The sequence below is a fragment of the Cohnella yongneupensis genome (assembly GCF_042655785.1).
Taxonomy (GTDB): Bacteria; Bacillota; Bacilli; order Paenibacillales; family Paenibacillaceae; genus Cohnella; species Cohnella yongneupensis.
Genome location: NZ_JBHSNC010000001.1, coordinates 70,803 through 89,808 on the forward strand (window position 1 = coordinate 70,803; position 19,006 = coordinate 89,808).

Sequence of the window (19,006 nt, forward strand, 5' to 3'; positions counted from 1 at the left end):
TCGTGGAACGTTGCGCTAAAGTTTCTCTCATGCTTGATAGGTAAACCGCATAAATTCGGCAGTGACACCGGGACCGAATGCCAATGCGATTCCAGTTGCAGCATCGTTTTTCGTTCGAACTTGTTGCTTTCTTAACTCCTCTAGTACGAACAAAATCGTGGCGGAAGACATATTGCCGTAATCCCGCAATACGGACCTGCTGGCTTCCGTCTGCAAGCCGGTAAGAGAAAATGCGGTTTCCAAAGTGTCGATAATGGCTCTGCCACCTGGGTGAATCGCCCACAATTCCGGCGAAGCATCTTTACCCCAAAAAGATTTGAAAGCAGATGGAACAAATTCGGCGATCAACTGAGGGATTTGTGGGGAAAGTTGCAGACGGAATCCATAATTCCCAATCGTCCATTTCATTTTATCTGCGGATCCCGGAAATAGAATGGCTTCCGATTCAACCATCGTAAACCCGCCTTTTTGGGGGGAATCCGTCATTCCAACTACGCAAGAAGATGCTCCGTCTCCGAAGAATGCCGCTGTAAATAAATGCTCTTTTTCAAAAGAGGGTTGGATGTGAATGCTGCATAGTTCTATAGTGACAACGAGCACTCTTGCGCTAGGATCACTTAGAACGATTCGTCTAGCCTCGCGAAGAGCGGACAATCCTGCAGCACACCCCATGAAGGTAAGCGGAATTCGGATAACGTCTGCCGGTAGATCCAGCTCCCACACAAGCTCGGCGTCAATGCCGGGAAGGAACATGCCAGTACAACTTACTGTAAGCAGATGGGTTATCTCGTCTGGCCTAACGTTACTGTCAGCCAGCGCCTTCTTTGCAGCTTCCTTAGCCAGAGGCACGGACTCTATTCGATAGATCATCATTCGATCTTCCGTAGTGGGCAACATGGTATTAGGTGAAGCGGGAACATACCGGCATTGACCAGCAGGTTCCAACAAATTCGGTTCACAAGTAAATCGCGTATTTACGCCGCAATGAGCGAAAATTCGATTCGCCCATCTTGAAAGCGCAGGATCGTCATTCAAAGCTTCCTTAAGCCGTAATAATGCATCTTGCTGGTGCAGCCGATTACTCGGAACGGTCGTACCAATGCCCATAATGACCAAATGCACCGCGGTAGTCCCCCTCTCTTGGACAAGAAGTGATATTCCTAATGTATGAATCTCGATTGCAGGACATTCCGGGGTCTCTTGGAATCTTCTTTCATTGAATAGGAAAAAAAAGTTATTTGTCTTCCGAGCATGCTCTAAACGATAATCCACATGATCGATGGCGATTACCCTTTTTGCGCCTTTGAGCCATGCAAATTTCTGGGCCAGTAGACCGACCGGCCCGCAACCGAGAATAATTGCTGAGTTTGGCATCCTCCTACCTGTTGCCTGAGTGAATTACATTCTTTCGATTCGAAGATTTCAGAAGATTACCAATCGTTAGTTTAAATCGCGATACAGAATAGCATAATAAAGGAATCTCAGCGCGCGCTGATTCAGGGGGTGTACGATGACAGCAATTTCTTTAGAAGCTTTAAAGCAGCGCCTCGCCCTAATTGAGGACGCGGAGATAATTGATCGAGAGACTACCGACGGACTTCGCTTGACATTTATTTATATTGGAACCTTAATCGATCAGGAGCGTCTTAACGAATCGATTCTTGAGCCTCTCGTTCGATCATTCCAAATTTCGGTGGAAAAAAGCCTGACCACCGCTAAAATTACGCGCTTATCCAATTTGGAGCAAGCCCTCCAGTATCTCATGAAGGGTTCAGTGCTAGTTCACGAATCATCCAGCGGGCGATGGCACGCTATTAAGCTCCCCAACTCGCTCAGCCGTTCCATCGAAACCTCAGAGACGGAAACAATAATGTTCGGCCCAAAAGACAGTTTCAGCGAGCAGCTGGAGCAAAACATCTTGCTGATTAGAAGAAGGATTCCTTTAACAGCGCTCAAAACAGAGAGATACTCCGTCGGCTCCTTAACCCAAACAACCGTAGTCCTTATGTACATCGACGGGCTAACCAATCCAGAATTTGTAGCGGTCGCGAAAAATAAGCTTTCCAGCATCGACTTCGATATATTTTTGGACTCTTCACATGTTGCAGCGTTTATGGAAGACCATTATCACAGCATCTTTCCTCAATATCTCCAGACTGATCGACCGGATTCCTGCGCGTATTCACTAGGCATCGGAAAATTGATCATTCTCGTCGATAACACTCCTTTCGCCTTAGTGGCTCCGATTACGCTGTTTCACTTGTTTCAGTCGCCGGAGGATTATATAAACCGCTGGTTGGTAGCTAGCTTTTTGAGGCCGTTACGCTATCTCAGTTTCCTTCTTTCCATTACTCTAATTCCACTTTACGTCGCATTAACGACTCATCATTATCAAATGCTTCCCCTGCAAATTTTATATGTAATCATCGAGTCTCGTAGCAAACTGCCGCTATCCCCCTTCTGGGAAGCGTTTATTATTCTTATTACGCTAGAAATTATCAAGGAAGCCAGCCTAAGAATGCCGACCAAAACGAGCCAAACCTTAGGGGTAATTGGCGGAATCGTTATAGGACAAGCTGCGGTAGAAGCCGGATTCGCAAGCAAAGTGCTAATCGTATTGGCAGGCATTTCGGCGATTACCACTTTTCTCGTTCCAAACTATCTGGTCACCAAATCCAGTTTACTGCTTCAATTCATATTCTTGATTCTTGCGTCCTATTTGGGCGTTCCCGGTATCTTGCTTGGACTCGTCGGCATGTTTGCCCATCTGAACGGGCTTACGTCCTTGAACCAGCCCTACTTGGCGCCGGTATCTCCGTTTTATTGGAGAGATTGGGTCGATCTCTTCGTCCGAGGGCCGTTACACGCGATGCGCAGTCGTCCTGAAGCATTGCGTCCTTTGAACAAGTATCGTATTAAACCGAAGGAGTAAATGAACCCATGCAAACTATATCGCTGTTTCAAAAAACCTCACATCAAGAAAGCGGTTTTTACGCGCTCTTCCTCACCAATAGGATTCAAATGCTTTATTACATGATTGTCATGCCCTCAGCCCTCGTTCAACCGTATATGTTATTGGCGATTGTAGCAATGGGCATAGCCTCCCAATTTTGCCTATATATGCTATCCAAGTGGTTCGCAACCTCCTACTCTGCCCAAGGGTACCAGGGTTTTGAAAGACTATTCGGAAAAACAGGCATCAAAATTTTAGCTTTGGCAAGCTTGCCGCTCCTTTTGCTCAAGATCTCTTTCATTTCAGTCAGTTATGCAGATATCATGCAGAAATTTGTTTTTCCTTCTATGGGCCGAGAATGGCACATTGTGTTTCCTTTTATCCTTAGCTGCTATTTGGCGCTGTTTGGAATGGAAAACATGGTACGGTTCGTAACGGTCGTGTTCATTGGAACGATTTGGATCTTCTTATTGTATATTCCGTTTTTTTTGGTGAAATCCAATTCGATTCACGATCTATACCCTCTCATTCCGATTGGCCCAGAGCCGTTTGCATGGAAATCACTTCTGCTCGTTTTTTCGTCGTTATCCGGACCTGAATTTTTAATCGCTATTTCATACTGGCTGAATCCGCAACGGAAAATGCTAAAATATTTGACGATCGCTAACGCCATCTCGGTCGGTGAGTATCTCTTTATTTCCATTGCGACCTTGCTCTTCTATGGCTCCAAATACTTGCCAACCATCAAATACCCGAACGTGGAGATAGGGCGATACCTGCAATCTCCTGTATTCGAAAGGGTCGATATTATCCTGATCTCGGCATATATGTTCAGCTTCCTTTACTCGATCGCCTTGTTAGTGTTAATGATATATGGCGCTTCTCGTTTGCTAGGCAAGACGAGGACAAGCACTACGCGTATTGGGCTAATCGTTAGCGGCTGTGCGGCGATGGCCGTCACTCTTCCGATCAGTAAATGGTTTTGGGAGCCCGGGCTCGATCAGGCCTTTTGGCTCGACCTGCAGATGTGGACAGGATCTGCCTCTTACTTGCTAGTGCCTCTCCTCGTCTGGATCGCGATCAAGCGCAAAGCCAGGACAACGTCATGAATCGCTTCGTACGAGCAACGCTTGTGCTGTTATCGTTTTCTATGTTGACATTCGCATGCGGTTGCGTCCCCTTACCAGAAAACAATAAGATCGAAGAAATCACGCCGATCATTTTCTGGTCCGTACAGGGTGGAGGAGAAGAAGACGGAAAGATAACAATCAGCACGCTCGTCCCTCCTCTAATCAAGGAGAAGAAGCGAGTCCTTACCCTTAAGGTCTCTCTATTGAATGAAGGCAATAAGGGGTTTAATTTGACCTATTATAATGAACTGAAAGCCGGTCAAATCCGCTTGCTGTTCGTGGACGAAGCTTATGCGAAACGGGGACTGACCCGTCTTATCAATACCGTACTGACCGATCCGAACATTTCGCAACGGCTGTACTTAGTCATCACGAAAGGCAACTTTAATGAATTCCTCGCCAAACACTTGGATGAAACAGATAATATCGATTATTACCTTTATCGCATGTTCAAACATTACGAGAAGAAAAAACAAGGTGAAATTACTGTCGTAAATTTGCACCAGTTTATGAAAATGCTGTATTCACATGTTTCCGATCCCCAGCTACCCGTATTTCGCGCGGAAGGCGAACAGTTCCTGTACGAAGGCACCGCATTTTTCGACCGGGACAGAATGGTTGCGGAGATACGAGGAAAGAACGATCAAATCAGCCAATTGTTGTATAGGGATCGATACGTACGATACTTAGTCCTTCCTGACCTCGCGGTTACGCTAGGCCATATTCGCGCGCATACCCGCAAGAAACTAGCCCCGGATTTATCCTCCCTGTCCATCGAAATCGACGTGAAGGGAAGAATTGATGAATTGGATTCGCTCGCAAGAATCGAGGATAACTTCCAATATGCCGCTCTCACACAAAAAATCGAACGGTACTTGGAGGAGAATGTCATCCGCTTGCTATCCCAAATGCAAAAATTGCAGATTGACCCCCTTCAAATCGGGGCGTTGACTGCTAAACCGTTCTCCAAACCAATAACCAGAGATACATGGGATCGACATTGGTCTACAATGAAGATTAATGTAAAAGTGCGGCTACATTTAGAGCCTCTGACGAAGGTGAAATAGGTAGTTGGAATCTTGTTCAAAGAGCTCGGCCTGTCACTGAATCTGGGAAGGTCTGCCTCTGCTTCTCCCATTTCTGGAGCGCAGCCAGTCTATGAGAAAGTAAAGCGTCGGTAGCGAAGCCTTCAGAATAAGAATGGCGGATTCACTGTGATTCGTGATCCTCTCGATATCGGCCATCGAATCAAAGAGCAGGATGGAGAGGAAAATCATGGCGCCGGCCATGCCGAAGGAAAAGGGCTTATGGTCTTTCAGGCCGAATACGTGGGCGATCAGCATGGTGCCTATTAGCAGGAACAGTCCGATCTTCAGCAGCATGCTGAACAGCCAGAAGACGATCAGCATCGGATCGAGATTTTCCAGAAAAGAGCCTACTCTCATGTACCGAATCAATTCAAGCGTTGAATACGTCAAGCCGGCCGTAAGATCGGAACCGAACAAGAGAAGTACGGCAATCATATTCGCAATCGTGACGATTGCGGCAGTCAAGCCGGCCCACATGAGCGTTCGAAACGTATTTTCCTTGTGTTTAAAGTAAGGCATCAAATAGATGATAAACGTCATTTCGCCGAAGAGTGCGCCCGACAGAATCGCACCTTCCCATATCCCATGCGGCTGGAAATCTGTCAGTAATGCCGCGAGTTTGTTGGTGTCGATTTGGGTGACGGAGAACAGCGGGAACGAAAAGACGGCAATGACACTGAAGAGGAATAGTCCCTGCGCACCACGAAAGAAGCTGACAGGGCCCGAACGCGTGCCGCGAGCGATGCAGATGCCGAATAATGAAGCGACCGCCCAGCCTGGCGTCCCTGGCAAATAAATTTGCACGATGAAATCGGTCAGTTCGCGAAGAATTAACGCGGCCATATACAGATTAATCAGGATGGCGATGCCGACGATGAGATAATGAGGCCATTTGCCAACGATCTCTTTGCCGTATATGCCGAGAAACTCATCGGGTCTCTTCAGAAGAAGCCGATACGTGAAGAACCCTAATAGCAAACCGATCCCGCAGCCGATGATGACGCTGATCCATGACATGAAACCGGCCATCCGGACGATCGGACCGATGAAGAACCCGATCGCCGTCGAGAAGAGAAACTGCGTGAACAGCGTATACACTTGGAACTGCGTAATGGTCTTCATTGTCCAGTCTCCTTCATCAAGTTATGAATAGCAGCCGCTGCAACGGCTCGAACAGGCTTGCGATCGCCGGACCCAGCAAGAAACGGCTCCGCGCCATGGCGACTGCAAACACGAGCAGCCACAGTAGCGAGAGCATACCGAGGACAATGCGAATCGTGCGCTTGCTCCGATGATGCTGACGGAGGTACCGACATTCGAAAAACGCGATGCAACCAAAGACGACGATAACGGCGATCATCCGCTCACCTCTTTGTCGGATAGATCGATATTCCAGATCGGTTTCTGCGCGCCGCCGAACCATTTGATGTGGATCGCGACATCGGCATCGACGGCGACTTGTTTCTGATAGATGTCCCGCCAGTTGCCTTTAATCCGATTCCAAGTTTTCGGCTGCCGCCACCGAATCAGCTGTCCAAATCCGAAAGCATCCGATCGCTCAGATTGCGTCTGCGATACGGTACGGAGAATACGCTCCTTCAATGACTGATTGACCCGCTGCTCAAGCGTCGCGAGGTTCTTCCGGTCGGTGACATCCAATGCAGATTCGCTGGCAATGATTTTCGCCGAACCTTTGCAGGAGATAACGAACCGTATCTGGTTTCCTTTCAAAACCGGTTTGATACGCGATTCATTGCTAAACAGCTGAAAGCTGATTATCTTGCCGTCCGATGGAGATTTGACCCGCATGACGACAATCCCAATTTCATCCATGATCCACAAGGCCGCCCTCGTTTCTTGGGAATTGAGCTGCGCCACGAGCTTCCCCTGCCGGAACACGGCAGCCCCATCCGTTCCCATCCAATGCTGTCCCCCGCGCTCCGACTCAGCGCCAAACCCGCCGAATACGAGCATAGGAAGCACGAAATCCCCTCCTGTCGTCGTGGTCATTAATACGTCTTTAACGGTTGTCCTCAACGTAGTTTGCTGTTTCACATACGCGGTCAAAATATCGGTAAGAAACCGCTCGAAGGTGAGCGGAATACGGCCTATTTGCTTCGCGGGACCGTCGGTCACATACAAGTTGGCGTTAATGTGAATGCTCGTATTGCGCATCAGGAAATCGACGATCGGATATATCCCGCTTTGCGCGAATGCTTTGCTGATCAGAATGTTCCGCAGCTGGCCAAAGGTGATCTGACGCGACAAATCGGCCTGAATGAGCCGGTAAGCTTCTCCGAGGTCGCGGCCAATCTTCGTAACGAGCGCGAACGGCGGCTCAGTCGATGCTGAAGATCCGTTTGTAATGCCTCCGCTTATGCGGTTAGGCAGCGGGAAGCCGAGAGTAAGTTCAATGCCGTCCTTGGATTTGTCCAATATCATGACGCGAGCAAACGCCCGTTCGTTGAGTTCGACGCTTGACCAGCAGCCGCACAACGCTGCGGCCATGGCGATAACGAGAACACCGGTACTGAGTATGCGAATCGTCGATGTCTTCATCGCACTCATTCCTCCTCTTCATTGTCCGTAGCCCAGTTCCGGCCGCCGGAGCGCTGCCCGTTCTTGTTCGCGCCCGAGTATGACGGATTTGACTTCATGGCCCACCATGGCGCGCGGACGAACACGTCTTTCAGGTCGCCCTTATTGCGCGGCGTGAGCGGTTCCAGATAAGGAAGGCCGAACGACCGCAGCTCGATGAGGTGGAAGTACAGCAGGATCATGCCGCAGGCGATGCCGAACAAGCCGAATAACCCGGCAAGCAACATAATCGGGAAACGTATCAGCCGAAAAGCGAGCCCTAGATCGTAGTGCGGGATAATGAATGAAGCGATGCCGGTCATGGAGACGATGATGACCATGCTGGCGGAGACGATGCCGGCTTGCACCGCAGCGGTTCCGATGATCAGCGCGCCGATGATCGAGACGGCTTGACCGATTACCTTCGGTATGCGTAATGACGCTTCCCGCAAGGCTTCGAAGGACAATTCCATGATGAACGCCTCCAATAAGGCGGGGAAAGGCACGCTTTCCCTTGCGGCGGCGACGGTGACCAAGAGACGCTCCGGAATAATGTCCGGGTGAAATGTCGTGATCGCTATGTAAAAGGATGGTAGCAAAATCGAAATCAGCAGGAAAAAATAGCGGAGCAACCGAATCCAAGATGCAGCGATATAACGCTGATAGTAATCTTCGGCGGACTGCATCAGCATGAATACCGTTACAGGCGCCAGAATAATAATCGGCGTGCCGTCGACGATTAGCGCGAAGCGCCCTTCCAGTAGCGCGGCGCAAGTGACGTCCGGGCGTTCGGTATATTGCATTTGCGGGAAAGGCGAATACGGATTGTCCTCGATGTATTCTTCAAGATAACTGGAACCGAGCACACCGTCGATTTCTATGGAGGACAGCCTTTTCTTCGCTTCGTCGACAAGTTCCTGCTTGCATACGCCGGATAGATAGACGAGCGCGACAGCCGTGTGTGTTTCCTTGCCGAAATGCATCGTTTCGACCGTAAATCGATGCGTCTTCAGCCGCTTTCGGATCAGGGTAATGTTCGTCTCAAGGTCCTCGATGAAAGCTTCGCGCGGCCCTCGAATGACCGATTCATTCGGCGGCTCGTCGATGGAACGCTGCTTGGTCGAGCTTATGGAGAGGCTGAGCATTCTCGGCTCGCCGTCTGCCATCAGCACAGGGTTCCCGTCCAGAATGCTCCTCTCCGCATCGGTCATCGAATCACAAATCGTCTGCTTCGCTATCGGCAATTGCTTACTGGCGAATAGCATGGCGTACAGCTCTTCGTCCTTCATCCCGGGATCGATGTCAGCCAACGATTTAAGCACGGATTGTTCCACCGTTAATTGATCGATCATGCCTTTAATATAAATAAGTGCGCAGGACAGGCCGGACGGCGTTATTAACGTATGGTAGACAACATCCGAGCTCTCCGAGAATCTGCGCCGCAAATAGGCAATCCGGGAACCGATGTCAGAGCCGATTTCAACCTGTGCTTTGCTCTGTTCGTCGCTCAGTTCGTTGCTCTGTTGCGTTCTGACGAGCGTTTTGTTATGCGGTATAGGAAATTTCATCGATTTGCGGAGCCACTTGAATCTGGACACTTGCGGTCCTCCCAACCTTCTTTCTGCTTAGTGTGCCGTCTCTGCATAGGAGTATGTATAACACTGGAAAAAAGGCAAACAAAAAAGACAACTCCTCTTGGATGAAGGAGTCATCTCTGTATTTCACGTATACTACTCGGCTACAGCTTTAAATGGGCCAAACGCTCTTCCAATATCTTGCGCAGCTCATCGGGAATCCGATCAAACACGACCCCTTTCCCCAAAAACAAAAGCCAATCCGCATAATAAGCCAGCACCTCGCCATCGGTCACGTCCAACTGAACGTTGAAAATACCGCTAGACTGAAACATCCCTGTAAATGATAAACTAATCCCCGGCGGGTGCATGCGCTTGAAGCGCTGGATTCCAGTCGCATCAAGCTTCACAACGAGATTGGCCTCCCGTGCGCGTTGCCGTTTTTTGCTTAAAATCTCTTGCTCGGTCCACTTCATCTCCTGCTCGGAAAAAGCTGAATCCCGCAGCATTACTACAGGCAAATAACGAAACTCATCCGTATTAAAGTCATAAACCTCAACCAGCCAGTAGTGGAGTATTGAGCATTTCCTTGAGTTCATCCAGTGTCCGTTGACCGCTTTTGTCGTCGCTCCCAGTTCGTTTCTTTGCCGAGATCGTCATGCCTGTATTGCCCATTCGGAGATAGGTGTACAGCGCATGGGATACGTCAGGATGGACCGATATCAGCAACTCGAGAAGTTCCTCAGCTGTATAGCTTTGGAGCTTTGTTAGATTTATGTTGTGGGCTTGCTGGTACTTCTTCGGCAGCCAATTAAAGAAGTTCCAATGGTTTGCGTTCTTCGCAACCGTGATGCGGCCCGTACCCATCATTTGTTGCTTGATGGATTCTGGAAGGACAGACATGGCCAGTCTATATAGTTGACGCTGATACCATTTCAAGATTTCACCGCCTTTCTATCTCACATCGCAGGATGTTTAATATTGTTATGGCATCTTCACCGTGGACGCTATAGCCATCTAAAAATTGAACATAAGCTTCTTTTCTTTGTCCGTGGCCACAACAAGCGTTCATAACTCCTCTTAGTGTTCCAAGACATCCATCATGACCTTCTTTGGTTTGCTCCTTCTCACAGTGACCGCACGGCCTGTTATTGTAATTGGGTGCTGTTGGTTCTTTAGTATCGCAATATACCCATTCACCATTTATAAGTTTAATCTCGTGACCTCGTAAGAATGATTTAGCTGCCGTGTCGTTAAAGAGATCTGCATCCTTCGCCTCGTCCATTTACATCACTCCGATCGAAGATATACAAAAAGCGCCAACCAATTAGGTCAGCGCTCATTCTTATCCATCTAAACTATAATATTATTAAATTGCGGTATTACTACGGATTTTTTTACTAATTTTGACCTACGCCTGCTTATTCAACTCATTTTGCGGGTTGATAGGATAAAATGGCCACACCCGTTGACGTTGTCTTAACGCCTACCAGCTTCAAGTCTCTTTGATCCTGTTCCGTAAAGAGTCGTTTGCCCTTGCCTAATACTACCGGATGGACCATAAAGTGAAACTCGTCGATCAGATTGTGCTCCATCAAGGTGCGAATCAATCGACCGCTGCCATAGATCAGAAATTGATGATCCGTTCCCTGCTTTAGCTTGATCACTTCTTCTACAATGTTGTTCTTGATGAAACTGGCGTTCCATTGGGGTTCTTCCAGCGTGGTGGTAACCACATATTTGCGCATGGCATTCATTTCGTCGGCACCCTCCCCCTTCATCTTGGGCCACGCTGCGGCGAAACCTTCGTAAGTAACACGCCCCAGAAGAAGCGCGTCGCTCGGGTAGAACACTTCGCTTTGGAAATTGGCCATTTCATCATCCCAATAAGGCATGTGCCAAACCCCCGGCTCTTCCATGATTCCGTCCAGAGATAGATAGATCGACGCCCTGATTTTTCCCATTTTTCATTCCTTCTTTCAAATTAAAGTTTTTTACAATTTGAATATACCATTTATACTTGTAAATGGAATATTTGGATTTGGAACTAGGAAGAAATTTTCTGCATCATATTACGATCTTTTTATCACTACACTACCTATCATAGGTGTCATGACGTGCTTGTTGCTCGGCGGCCGGCGTATTCTCATCTGTTGCATTATGCTGTACCCAAACACCCGGTTATCTTTACAGCCTCCAGGAGTACCTTTACCCATCGCCTGCGGTTTACCTTTCGAGTTCTTAACGAAGGTTTTCATCTCCATTAATAGATTGGCATCATTGATCTTCCAGATGTTTTCCGGTATGCCTTCGCGTAAAGTGTCAACCAAGATCGGACGCGTATTTAGGTTCGTTGGCCACCCGGGCTTTGTCTCGTTATGTCCAGCTTCAGCATTATAATTGTCGTGGTAGTAGAGATTCGGGTAAAACGTAACATTGAGCAACGTATTGACTACGCTGTGACCGGCAATACTCCAAATCCGGATCTGGATCATTAAATATCTCCAACTCTCCTCGCTCGTCCTCGACCAGTTCGACTTTCGTCCATTCGTTTGCTTCTCCCTCAACAGGTGACGGAATGATCTCATACCGCTTTCCGGCTCTGGTGTGATGTGTCATCGCGTCAAGCTTGTCTTGATTGAAAACGGTCCGGCCGGTGACGAGGAATGCTTCTTCTGGCGTGGAGGGATACTCTTGACGGAAATGCTTTTCATCTCCGTCGAAGTCGTTCCGGATCGTGTATCGACGCCACCGCAACTGCTCGTCATCAAGATTAAACTTTTCCTTTAGTTCGAGCTCATCTTTCGTTAATTTGAAGTCGTCCGGAACCGGCATGCGGTAATCAGGCATATCGAACCACGGGAAGAATAAAGCATCATAGTCGCTCTTGCCGGCAACTGCAGAATCCCACATTTCCTTATAGATCTCGATACCGTCGTGTGTTTTGAGACCACTTGTGGGGCTATCGAGGGCACTATTTTAGATGTCAAACCCGACCATGTATTACTGCAGTTATCCCACAATCGACAAACTTGTGTGAGGATCGCCGAAATTGTTTGGACGATGCCGTTATAGCGGATGTTGCTTGCTCGATACTCCCGACCATCGATCAGGACAGTTGGTAAGATGTCATCGATGATAAGTTGCATATCCTCCTTGGGCTAGACCCTACCATAGTGTTTATTGCCTCCCGGCATAAAAGCCTATATTCGCGCCCAACTTATTAGGGCAAGCTTCATGGTTTTGTTAGTGTGAATAGGTTGGTATCATCAAAATTAAGGAGGAGTCAACCAATGGCACTTGGTCCCCCTGATGTCCCACATCACCATTTTCATCAAGCGCCACATCATGTAATTCATGTACACCACTTCCATCACCACATGCATCATCACTCACCAGGTTGGCAAGGAAGCGGCTGGCAGGGGCAAAGATTGGATGGCATGTACGTTAATCAGAATTTGCAAAGTTACAACGGCCATAAAATAGAAAATTTGAATCGTCAAAGGTGATTCAGTAAGGAGAAAGAATGAAAATTCTATCTCCTTCTTTTATTTCCCGTTAAAATAGTGTCAATTGCCTCTGACAAGACGACATCCGACATCAGCTTTGCAAATACGGCAACCTCACGATCATCCATACCATCGATTAAGCGAATCTCGCCTGCCTTCAATGATCTTCCAGCCGCAACAGACAGCAATTCTAAGATGGGGTAAATGCGCTCCATACGTTGCTTTTGCGCTTCTTCCGCCGACTGGATCGAACACTTACCACAAACGCGGTAGGCATTTGAGAGGACTCCGCGCCCATCTCTTCCGCCGCGTCCCTTGACGTGGTGTGTTGTAGTGCAGGAAACCTTCTTGCAATACTGGCAAATACCGCCTGAACGCTCGATAGCAGCCGCGACAACGCTTCTCGGAAACTCTGCGCGGTCAGCTCTCGATTGATTGGAAAGATGGTGCGAAAGAATGCCCCTCTTCCATTCCGGTTGCTGAATTTTGGGTGCCTGTGGTTCAAAAATAATGTATTCAAACAAACGGCGGCCGTATTTACTCGGGTGCCGTTTTGCTAATTACCACTCCGCAAACAAACCGTCGATAAATAAAAAAGCCCGCGATTCACGCGGACTTGAACCGGACTATATTTTCCGCTACTAGCCTTTCTTGCCCCGCCACTTCGGAAGCTCGATCGAACTGATTTCGTCGCGAACGGCGTTTACGATATCGCGGATCTGATCGCTAAACACGTCAGATCCGGCGCCGTGCTCGACGGTGTCTTCAGTCGTCGGATCGATCGTTCCTATTTTTCCAATCACGACGTTTCCATGATTGACCACGATAATCACTTTTCCGATCCTATTGCATCCCATGTCGATCACTCCTTTGTTCACACTCATTCATATGCGGACAAATAGAGGCCTGTCTCGGTTTCCGCCCGTATGGCGACAATAAACTCCACTACACAGTAACGAGCCGTTCATTCCCGGACTGGGATAATGAACGGCTCGTCTGCTATGCCGCTAGTATTATTTGATCAAGAATGCATCAACAAGCATATAGGTTCCGCTAGTCTTAACCAACTTGATCGTATGCAGACCCGCTGGCAGATTGCTGACGCTGTATACCGTTTGCTGAGCGAGTCTGGAAGCATTGTTAGCCGAAACAGTCTGCTTAAATACGCCATCCAAATAAACATCTACGTTTCCTTGGTCACTGTTCTTCTCGGTAATATAGCTGATACCCGTTCCATAGAAGCTGAAGGTAACGTCATTGCCGTTTGTGGTACTATATTGAACATCGTCCATATAGTCACCATAACCACGATTGCCGCTTCCACTCCACGCTCCTTGATAAAAGATAGTTGCATCTGAATTGTTGACCTTCGTTTCGATACTCACCGCATCGATAAGCATATAATTGCCGTCTTTTTTCACCAGCTTGATCTTATGCTGGCCTTGACTCAAACCCGTTTTGTTATAAACCGTCTGTTGGGCAAGGCGGCTAGGATTGCTAGTATTGACGGTTTGTTGGAAGACATTGTCCACATATACATCGACATTCCCTTGATCGCTGTTCTTTTCCGTAATGTAACTGACGCCTGTCCCGGTAAACGTATACTCGACCGAGTCGCCGTTCGTTGTTGTTGAATGAACGTCATTTTGATAATCGCCGTATCCTCGATTAGCCCCAGTCGTCCAAGATCCGAAATAGCTCAATAAAGAATCGTTCACGAACGTATTCGGTGGACTGTAGGTCCGTACAGGCTGACCGTTAACTTCAATAACGACGACGGAATCGTTCGGGTCGGTCGCCCCGGCAGGCAAATTAATCGTCATTTGACCCGCGCTCACGCTGTAAGTCAAGTTGGATGCTGAATTCGTCATCATATACACCTTATTTACCGTGTTATCTACGGCAGGCACGGTAATCTTATTGTTGGCTGGCCAATTGATAATGTGCAAGTAAACTTTACCTGATTTCGTCGTGCTGTAGCCATTGTCTATCGTGCCGATGACGGATGCCGTGGTTCCATAGATGCTGGCTCCGTTGACATTCAACCACTGTCCGATCGTATTCATTCGATCAATGGCTAGCTGTGGATACTGACCCAAGTCCGTAGGACCCACGTTCAGCAGCAGATTTCCGCCATTGGATGCATTTTGCGCTAAGTTCGAGATCATGGTCTTAGCGGTTTTGTAATTACTTTCATAATCGACGTATCCCCAATGATCGTTCATCGTGATACAGCTTTCAAATATACGGCTAAGGGTTCCGGAGGGAATGGATTGCTCGGGTGTTGCGTAATCCCCGTCGGTACCGCCTCTCTTACCGACTCGGTCATTAATGATAATATCGTACTTCAACGTACGCAAATATTTGTAGAGCGTCTGACCATCCTGCGCAGTCCACCAGTCGTTCCATTCCCCATCGAACCATAACAGATCTGGAGAATAATTTTGAATGATTTCGCGAAGCTGTTCTTTCATCTCGGATAAATATAACGTTTTTTGAGCACTCGTCGGCGTATCTGTTTTTACATTCACGTTATGCCAGTCCCAGATCGAATAATATACGCCGAACTTAATGCCTTGGCTCTTGGCCTGCTGTGACAGAGCAAGCAGCGGATCCTGAGCATAAGCACTCGCATGCACAATGTCATACCCCGTAAAGTCCTTCACATTGGTGTTAAACATACTGAAGCCATCATGATGCTTCGAAGTGACGACGAGATATTTGGCTCCACCATTCTTAATGGTAGAAATCCATGTCGCCGCATTAAAATTAATAGGGTTAAAAGGTTGTACGGCATTGGCCAAGTAATCACTGTCGGAAATATTGCATTGTTTCTTGATCCATTCCGCATCTAGACATGATGCCCAATGTCCCTTAAGCTTCGAATAGGCCCCCCAGTGAAGGAATTGTCCAAATCGCGCATCCGTAAACCACTGCATCCGTTGCTGTTTTTGAGCGGGAGTCTCTTGAGTTGGATCTTTACCGAAAACAAACCAGTTAATATTTGCTGGCGCTGCTTGAGGAAACACAAGATAAACGCTATGAATACCAGTGACGCTGCTGATTGGCGCATATTCTTCTTTAAAATCACTAAAACTGCCTGTACCTGCAACCGTGAGCGTGCCAATAAGCGTTCCAGTGGCGGTATCCAAACGGATTTGTATCGGCTTTCCTGCCGATGCATTAGGTACAGCGACGGTTGCCATGAATGTATTAAATGTACCGTCACCGAAGTCCACATTGTCATAACGAGTCCAGCTTCCCGCTGTAATTCCGCCGATGGAGTTCCCATCGGGCGCTAGACCGGTTTCAACGTTTACCGTTCCGCTCTTGGCGGACCAGTTATGCGCTTGGACGACATTGTTGGCCGATGCGGCATGAGCGTCGTTGCATGCTGCAATGAAGCCGATGCATGCGAATACAAATAAGGCCGCACTCAATTTCAAACTGTTATCCATCACTCTTTTCATTAAATTTATCATATTGATATCAGCTCTCCTTTTCCATCTTTTGGACAGCGGCCGCAATCCTATTTGAGCGTAACTCGCAAATTTTTTTAGAATAATAGATTAAATTATGGAGTTTAATAGAAAAAATTACTTTCAGAAGTATTTATTTTCTTATATTTCATATACCACTAAATTAAAACAAAAGATGACACCTTGAGGTGGTTTATGTACCAATCAATCTTCGGCATATCCCCCATTACTTTGTTTTATCCGTAACCTTTTTCAAGGCCTTGGTAACTTCTTGGTCAACAGACTCTTGATAGATGTCAGCGTAAGTTTTTGAATCGTTGATCAGATCGTCGCAGAAAGCCGCAACGTCCAGAATTGGCATAAGGTTGCGACCGGTGAAATCGGAGTGCGGCCACAGATAGGCATTGATTTGTGCCCATGCCGCTTGATAATCAGCCGGAAGCTTTTTGACGCGCGATTCAAAACTTTTCATCTCTTTCGTCATGTCGCTGCCCGTAATTTTTTCCCAAATATTCATTGTATCTTCTCCTTTAATTCATTCATTTTTGATGATATGAACTCCCATCTTTCCCAGAACCTCCGCAGCTCCTCACGCCCAGCGTCGTTGATCGCAAAAAACTTTCGTGGAGGTCCCATGTCGGAGGGTTTCTTGGTAATCTCCACTAACTTGTTTTTTTCAAGCCGGATAAGGATTGTGTACACCGTCCCCTCCACGACATCCGTGAAGCCTGCTATTCCATAACAACAAAAAAAAGCTTGATTTCTCAAGCTTCTGTGAGTTCAGTGATATCGTGTACAAAGTCATAACGTATTATAGATTCCTTCGCATTCTTCCGCGGTCGGTTCATAAAAACAGTGCTTCTTCCATCGTCCTACGAACGGCTGGTTATACCAAGTTGGCGGACAGGGTCCGGGATTATCGAACGATCCCGGACGGAAATACCATAGGGAGAATTTGCCTGGCCAATTCCGCTCGCCATTTACAGCCCTTTGCGCCAGACGGCGTTCTCTATCTCTTGCACTTTGATAGTACATACCATGTTGCAACGCTTCGAAAGCATGCGGTTGCTCAATCATTTGGGGAATTGTCCGGATATTTTTAAAATCGGAGCAATTACCTCGTATACGGTTAATGCCAACATTTCCAACAAGGAGCATACCCATTTCGCCTTCGGTCTCGGCTTCTGCTCGAAGCAACCTGGCCAACATATCAATATCCTGTTGCCTTGCTTTTACGACAGCCATTGGCTCACCTCTTTAGATTTCTAGGCTATCATATTGTAGGTGAGGCCGATGTGTTACTCTGGCAAATTAGAGAGCGATAAAAAATGGGCGTTGACTAAAGTCGTGATACGGATAAGGATGCAGCCAAGCCAGCCGCCGAAGGCATTCAATAGGAGATCGTCGACGTCGAAATTGCCGATGGAGAGCACCGCTTGCGTTCCTTCCAGAAGCAGGCTTAAGGCGAACGCATACAATACCGTTAGAGTCAGAGCCAAGCGGTTGTTTTTGAAAACGAAAGGAAGCAGCATGCCCAGCGGCACGAACGCGGCAATATTGCCGACAAAGTTAAGCATGCGATGATCCGTGCGATTTTTCAGCGCGGCGGAAATTTCATGAAAGGGGATGAGATTGCCCCGTTCGATATTTTGCGCGATTAAGCGCGGATTTTCCAGGCTTATCTTTAGTCTTTGCAAAAGTCCAGACGGCAACAGCTTTTATCGAAACGGGTTGCTTCATGGACGATCCTCCCCTTCGGGGCCGGTATCGACGGTGACGATGACGCCGTCCTCGTTGTTGCCGGAAATCTCGTAGCTGCCGGAGACCGGTACCCGGATATTCTCATTCTCGGAGATCGGAAAATAAAAGATTTCGTACGTTTGGCCTCCGAACTTCGTCAGGATCGAATGTTTTTTCAAATCCGCCAAATATTGCTCCAACGTCAAATTTTTCTCCTGCATGACGGCACTGTGCGGCAATCCGACATAGCGAAAATGCCAAGGCTCGTACATGATTCCGGTAACGGCTGTCTTGTCTTTCGGATAACGCAGAACAAAACCGAATTTCCAGGCGTTGTCGGCCAACCACTTGCCTTCGGGCGCTTGATTCATTTCGGTCAACGACGATCCGATATCAAGGGACAAGCCAAGGTTATGCTCGCTGTGTCCAGCCGGCATTGCGCGTTCGGCGCCCATTTGCTCGTATAGCTCGTTTTGTTCGTCTTCATCCCGGTAGCCGCTGCTGATCAGAAAATGGTCGACCCCGTCTTTAGCCGCGGCACTCACCATCTCCGTGAACTTTTGTGTCATGTCCGGCGACAATCGCACGGAGTCGTCGAGCAAGCCGAAACCCTTCGTCAGTTCTTTGTGCTCGAACAGATTCACGGCCGGCTCTCCACCTTGTTCCGGAGGAACGGCGTGGACCCGGTTGACGAGCAGCAAGTTTCCTTCGTGGATTTGCTCCTTCTTTACGTGAATCGAAAAGCCGACTTCAACCGGTGTCTGAGCCGGTGTCTGAACTGGTGTCTGAGCCGGAGCTTCCACCTTGTCTTGTTCGCCGGTTACTATCGGATCATTTTGTTCGTTATCGAGTCCTTGGATCCTGCAACCTGTTAATATCAAAAGCGTCGCCAACGCGAACAACCGTTTCTTCATCGTTGTCTTCCTCCCAACTCTAACTGAGCTTAAGATTAAAGA

21 protein-coding genes and 1 pseudogene are annotated in these 19,006 nt (G+C 47.9%); 4 read left to right on the forward strand and 18 right to left on the reverse strand.

Annotated features, from left to right (window positions below):
• Positions 1-27: 27 nt before the first annotated feature.
• Positions 28-1,374, reverse strand: a complete 1,347-nt coding sequence (locus ACFPQ4_RS00370) for a type III polyketide synthase (protein WP_378109721.1) — start codon at positions 1,372-1,374, stop codon at positions 28-30.
• A gap of 136 nt (positions 1,375-1,510) precedes the next feature.
• On the opposite strand from ACFPQ4_RS00370, the gene ACFPQ4_RS00375 reads away from it, so the two are divergent.
• Genes ACFPQ4_RS00375 through ACFPQ4_RS00385 form a run of 3 tightly spaced genes read left to right on the forward strand, consistent with a single transcriptional unit; the run spans position 1,511 to position 5,150 of the window.
• The gene (locus ACFPQ4_RS00375; protein ID WP_378109722.1) at positions 1,511-2,932 is read left to right on the forward strand and encodes a spore germination protein; all 1,422 of its coding nucleotides are present in this window, start codon (positions 1,511-1,513) and stop codon (positions 2,930-2,932) included.
• 8 nt (positions 2,933-2,940) lie between these two features.
• On the forward strand, positions 2,941-4,062 hold the full coding sequence (locus ACFPQ4_RS00380) for a GerAB/ArcD/ProY family transporter (protein WP_378109723.1): 1,122 nt from the start codon (positions 2,941-2,943) through the stop codon (positions 4,060-4,062).
• Positions 4,063-4,103: 41 nt separating this feature from the next.
• Positions 4,104-5,150 carry a Ger(x)C family spore germination protein gene (locus ACFPQ4_RS00385; protein WP_378109764.1) on the forward strand — a complete coding sequence of 349 codons (1,047 nt, stop codon included), beginning with the start codon at positions 4,104-4,106 and terminating at the stop codon, positions 5,148-5,150.
• Between the two features lie 33 nt (positions 5,151-5,183).
• On the opposite strand, the gene ACFPQ4_RS00390 is transcribed toward ACFPQ4_RS00385, so the two are convergent.
• From ACFPQ4_RS00390 to ACFPQ4_RS00430, 9 genes are all read right to left on the reverse strand, one after another.
• The gene (locus tag ACFPQ4_RS00390) at positions 5,184-6,293 is read right to left on the reverse strand and encodes a GerAB/ArcD/ProY family transporter (protein WP_378109724.1); all 1,110 of its coding nucleotides are present in this window, start codon (positions 6,291-6,293) and stop codon (positions 5,184-5,186) included.
• A gap of 16 nt (positions 6,294-6,309) precedes the next feature.
• Entirely contained in the window at positions 6,310-6,531 is a 222-nt protein-coding gene (locus ACFPQ4_RS00395) for a hypothetical protein (RefSeq protein ID WP_378109725.1), read from the reverse strand.
• Positions 6,528-7,730, reverse strand: coding sequence for a Ger(x)C family spore germination protein (locus tag ACFPQ4_RS00400; protein ID WP_378109726.1), 1,203 nt, complete (start codon positions 7,728-7,730; stop codon positions 6,528-6,530). Before ACFPQ4_RS00400 ends, ACFPQ4_RS00395 begins: the two co-directional genes overlap by 4 nt.
• Before the next feature lie 5 nt (positions 7,731-7,735).
• Complete coding sequence (locus tag ACFPQ4_RS00405) at positions 7,736-9,346, reverse strand: spore germination protein (RefSeq protein ID WP_378109727.1); 1,611 nt, start codon at positions 9,344-9,346, stop codon at positions 7,736-7,738.
• Between the two features lie 140 nt (positions 9,347-9,486).
• Positions 9,487-9,843 (reverse strand): hypothetical protein, encoded by a 357-nt coding sequence (locus ACFPQ4_RS00410; protein WP_378109728.1) that lies wholly within the window; start codon positions 9,841-9,843, stop codon positions 9,487-9,489.
• A gap of 34 nt (positions 9,844-9,877) precedes the next feature.
• Positions 9,878-10,261, reverse strand: coding sequence for a hypothetical protein (locus ACFPQ4_RS00415; RefSeq protein ID WP_378109729.1), 384 nt, complete (start codon positions 10,259-10,261; stop codon positions 9,878-9,880).
• Between the two features lie 4 nt (positions 10,262-10,265).
• Positions 10,266-10,607, reverse strand: coding sequence for a hypothetical protein (locus ACFPQ4_RS00420; RefSeq protein WP_378109730.1), 342 nt, complete (start codon positions 10,605-10,607; stop codon positions 10,266-10,268).
• Between the two features lie 145 nt (positions 10,608-10,752).
• Positions 10,753-11,286: a dihydrofolate reductase family protein gene (locus tag ACFPQ4_RS00425; protein WP_378109731.1), complete on the reverse strand. Its 534-nt coding sequence runs from the start codon at positions 11,284-11,286 to the stop codon at positions 10,753-10,755.
• Between the two features lie 430 nt (positions 11,287-11,716).
• On the reverse strand, positions 11,717-12,235 hold the full coding sequence (locus ACFPQ4_RS00430) for a hypothetical protein (RefSeq protein WP_378109732.1): 519 nt from the start codon (positions 12,233-12,235) through the stop codon (positions 11,717-11,719).
• A gap of 24 nt (positions 12,236-12,259) precedes the next feature.
• Here ACFPQ4_RS00430 and ACFPQ4_RS00435 point away from each other — a divergent pair, with 24 nt between their 5' ends.
• Positions 12,260-12,397 (forward strand): DUF2642 domain-containing protein, encoded by a 138-nt coding sequence (locus tag ACFPQ4_RS00435; protein WP_378109733.1) that lies wholly within the window; start codon positions 12,260-12,262, stop codon positions 12,395-12,397.
• Between the two features lie 460 nt (positions 12,398-12,857).
• Here ACFPQ4_RS00435 and ACFPQ4_RS00440 read toward each other — a convergent pair whose 3' ends face one another.
• The 8 genes and pseudogenes from ACFPQ4_RS00440 to ACFPQ4_RS00475 form a co-directional block, all read right to left on the reverse strand.
• Positions 12,858-13,355 (reverse strand): hypothetical protein, encoded by a 498-nt coding sequence (locus ACFPQ4_RS00440; RefSeq protein WP_378109734.1) that lies wholly within the window; start codon positions 13,353-13,355, stop codon positions 12,858-12,860.
• Between the two features lie 117 nt (positions 13,356-13,472).
• Positions 13,473-13,688: a hypothetical protein gene (locus ACFPQ4_RS00445; protein WP_378109735.1), complete on the reverse strand. Its 216-nt coding sequence runs from the start codon at positions 13,686-13,688 to the stop codon at positions 13,473-13,475.
• Between the two features lie 156 nt (positions 13,689-13,844).
• Positions 13,845-16,313, reverse strand: coding sequence for an alpha-L-fucosidase (locus ACFPQ4_RS00450; RefSeq protein WP_378109736.1), 2,469 nt, complete (start codon positions 16,311-16,313; stop codon positions 13,845-13,847).
• 223 nt (positions 16,314-16,536) lie between these two features.
• Positions 16,537-16,827, reverse strand: coding sequence for a DUF1048 domain-containing protein (locus ACFPQ4_RS00455; protein WP_378109737.1), 291 nt, complete (start codon positions 16,825-16,827; stop codon positions 16,537-16,539).
• Positions 16,824-17,039: pseudogene (locus ACFPQ4_RS00460) on the reverse strand (PadR family transcriptional regulator); the annotation flags it as partial. The pseudogene ACFPQ4_RS00460 and the gene ACFPQ4_RS00455, both read right to left, overlap by 4 nt.
• 72 nt (positions 17,040-17,111) lie before the next feature.
• Positions 17,112-17,555, reverse strand: a complete 444-nt coding sequence (locus ACFPQ4_RS00465) for a cell wall hydrolase (protein WP_378109738.1) — start codon at positions 17,553-17,555, stop codon at positions 17,112-17,114.
• 53 nt (positions 17,556-17,608) lie between these two features.
• Positions 17,609-18,007 (reverse strand): VanZ family protein, encoded by a 399-nt coding sequence (locus ACFPQ4_RS00470; RefSeq protein WP_378109739.1) that lies wholly within the window; start codon positions 18,005-18,007, stop codon positions 17,609-17,611.
• A 39-nt stretch (positions 18,008-18,046) separates the two neighbouring features.
• A complete protein-coding gene (locus ACFPQ4_RS00475) occupies positions 18,047-18,964 on the reverse strand; it encodes a M15 family metallopeptidase (RefSeq protein ID WP_378109740.1) in 918 nt (305 codons plus the stop codon).
• Between the last annotated feature and the right edge of the window lie 42 nt (positions 18,965-19,006).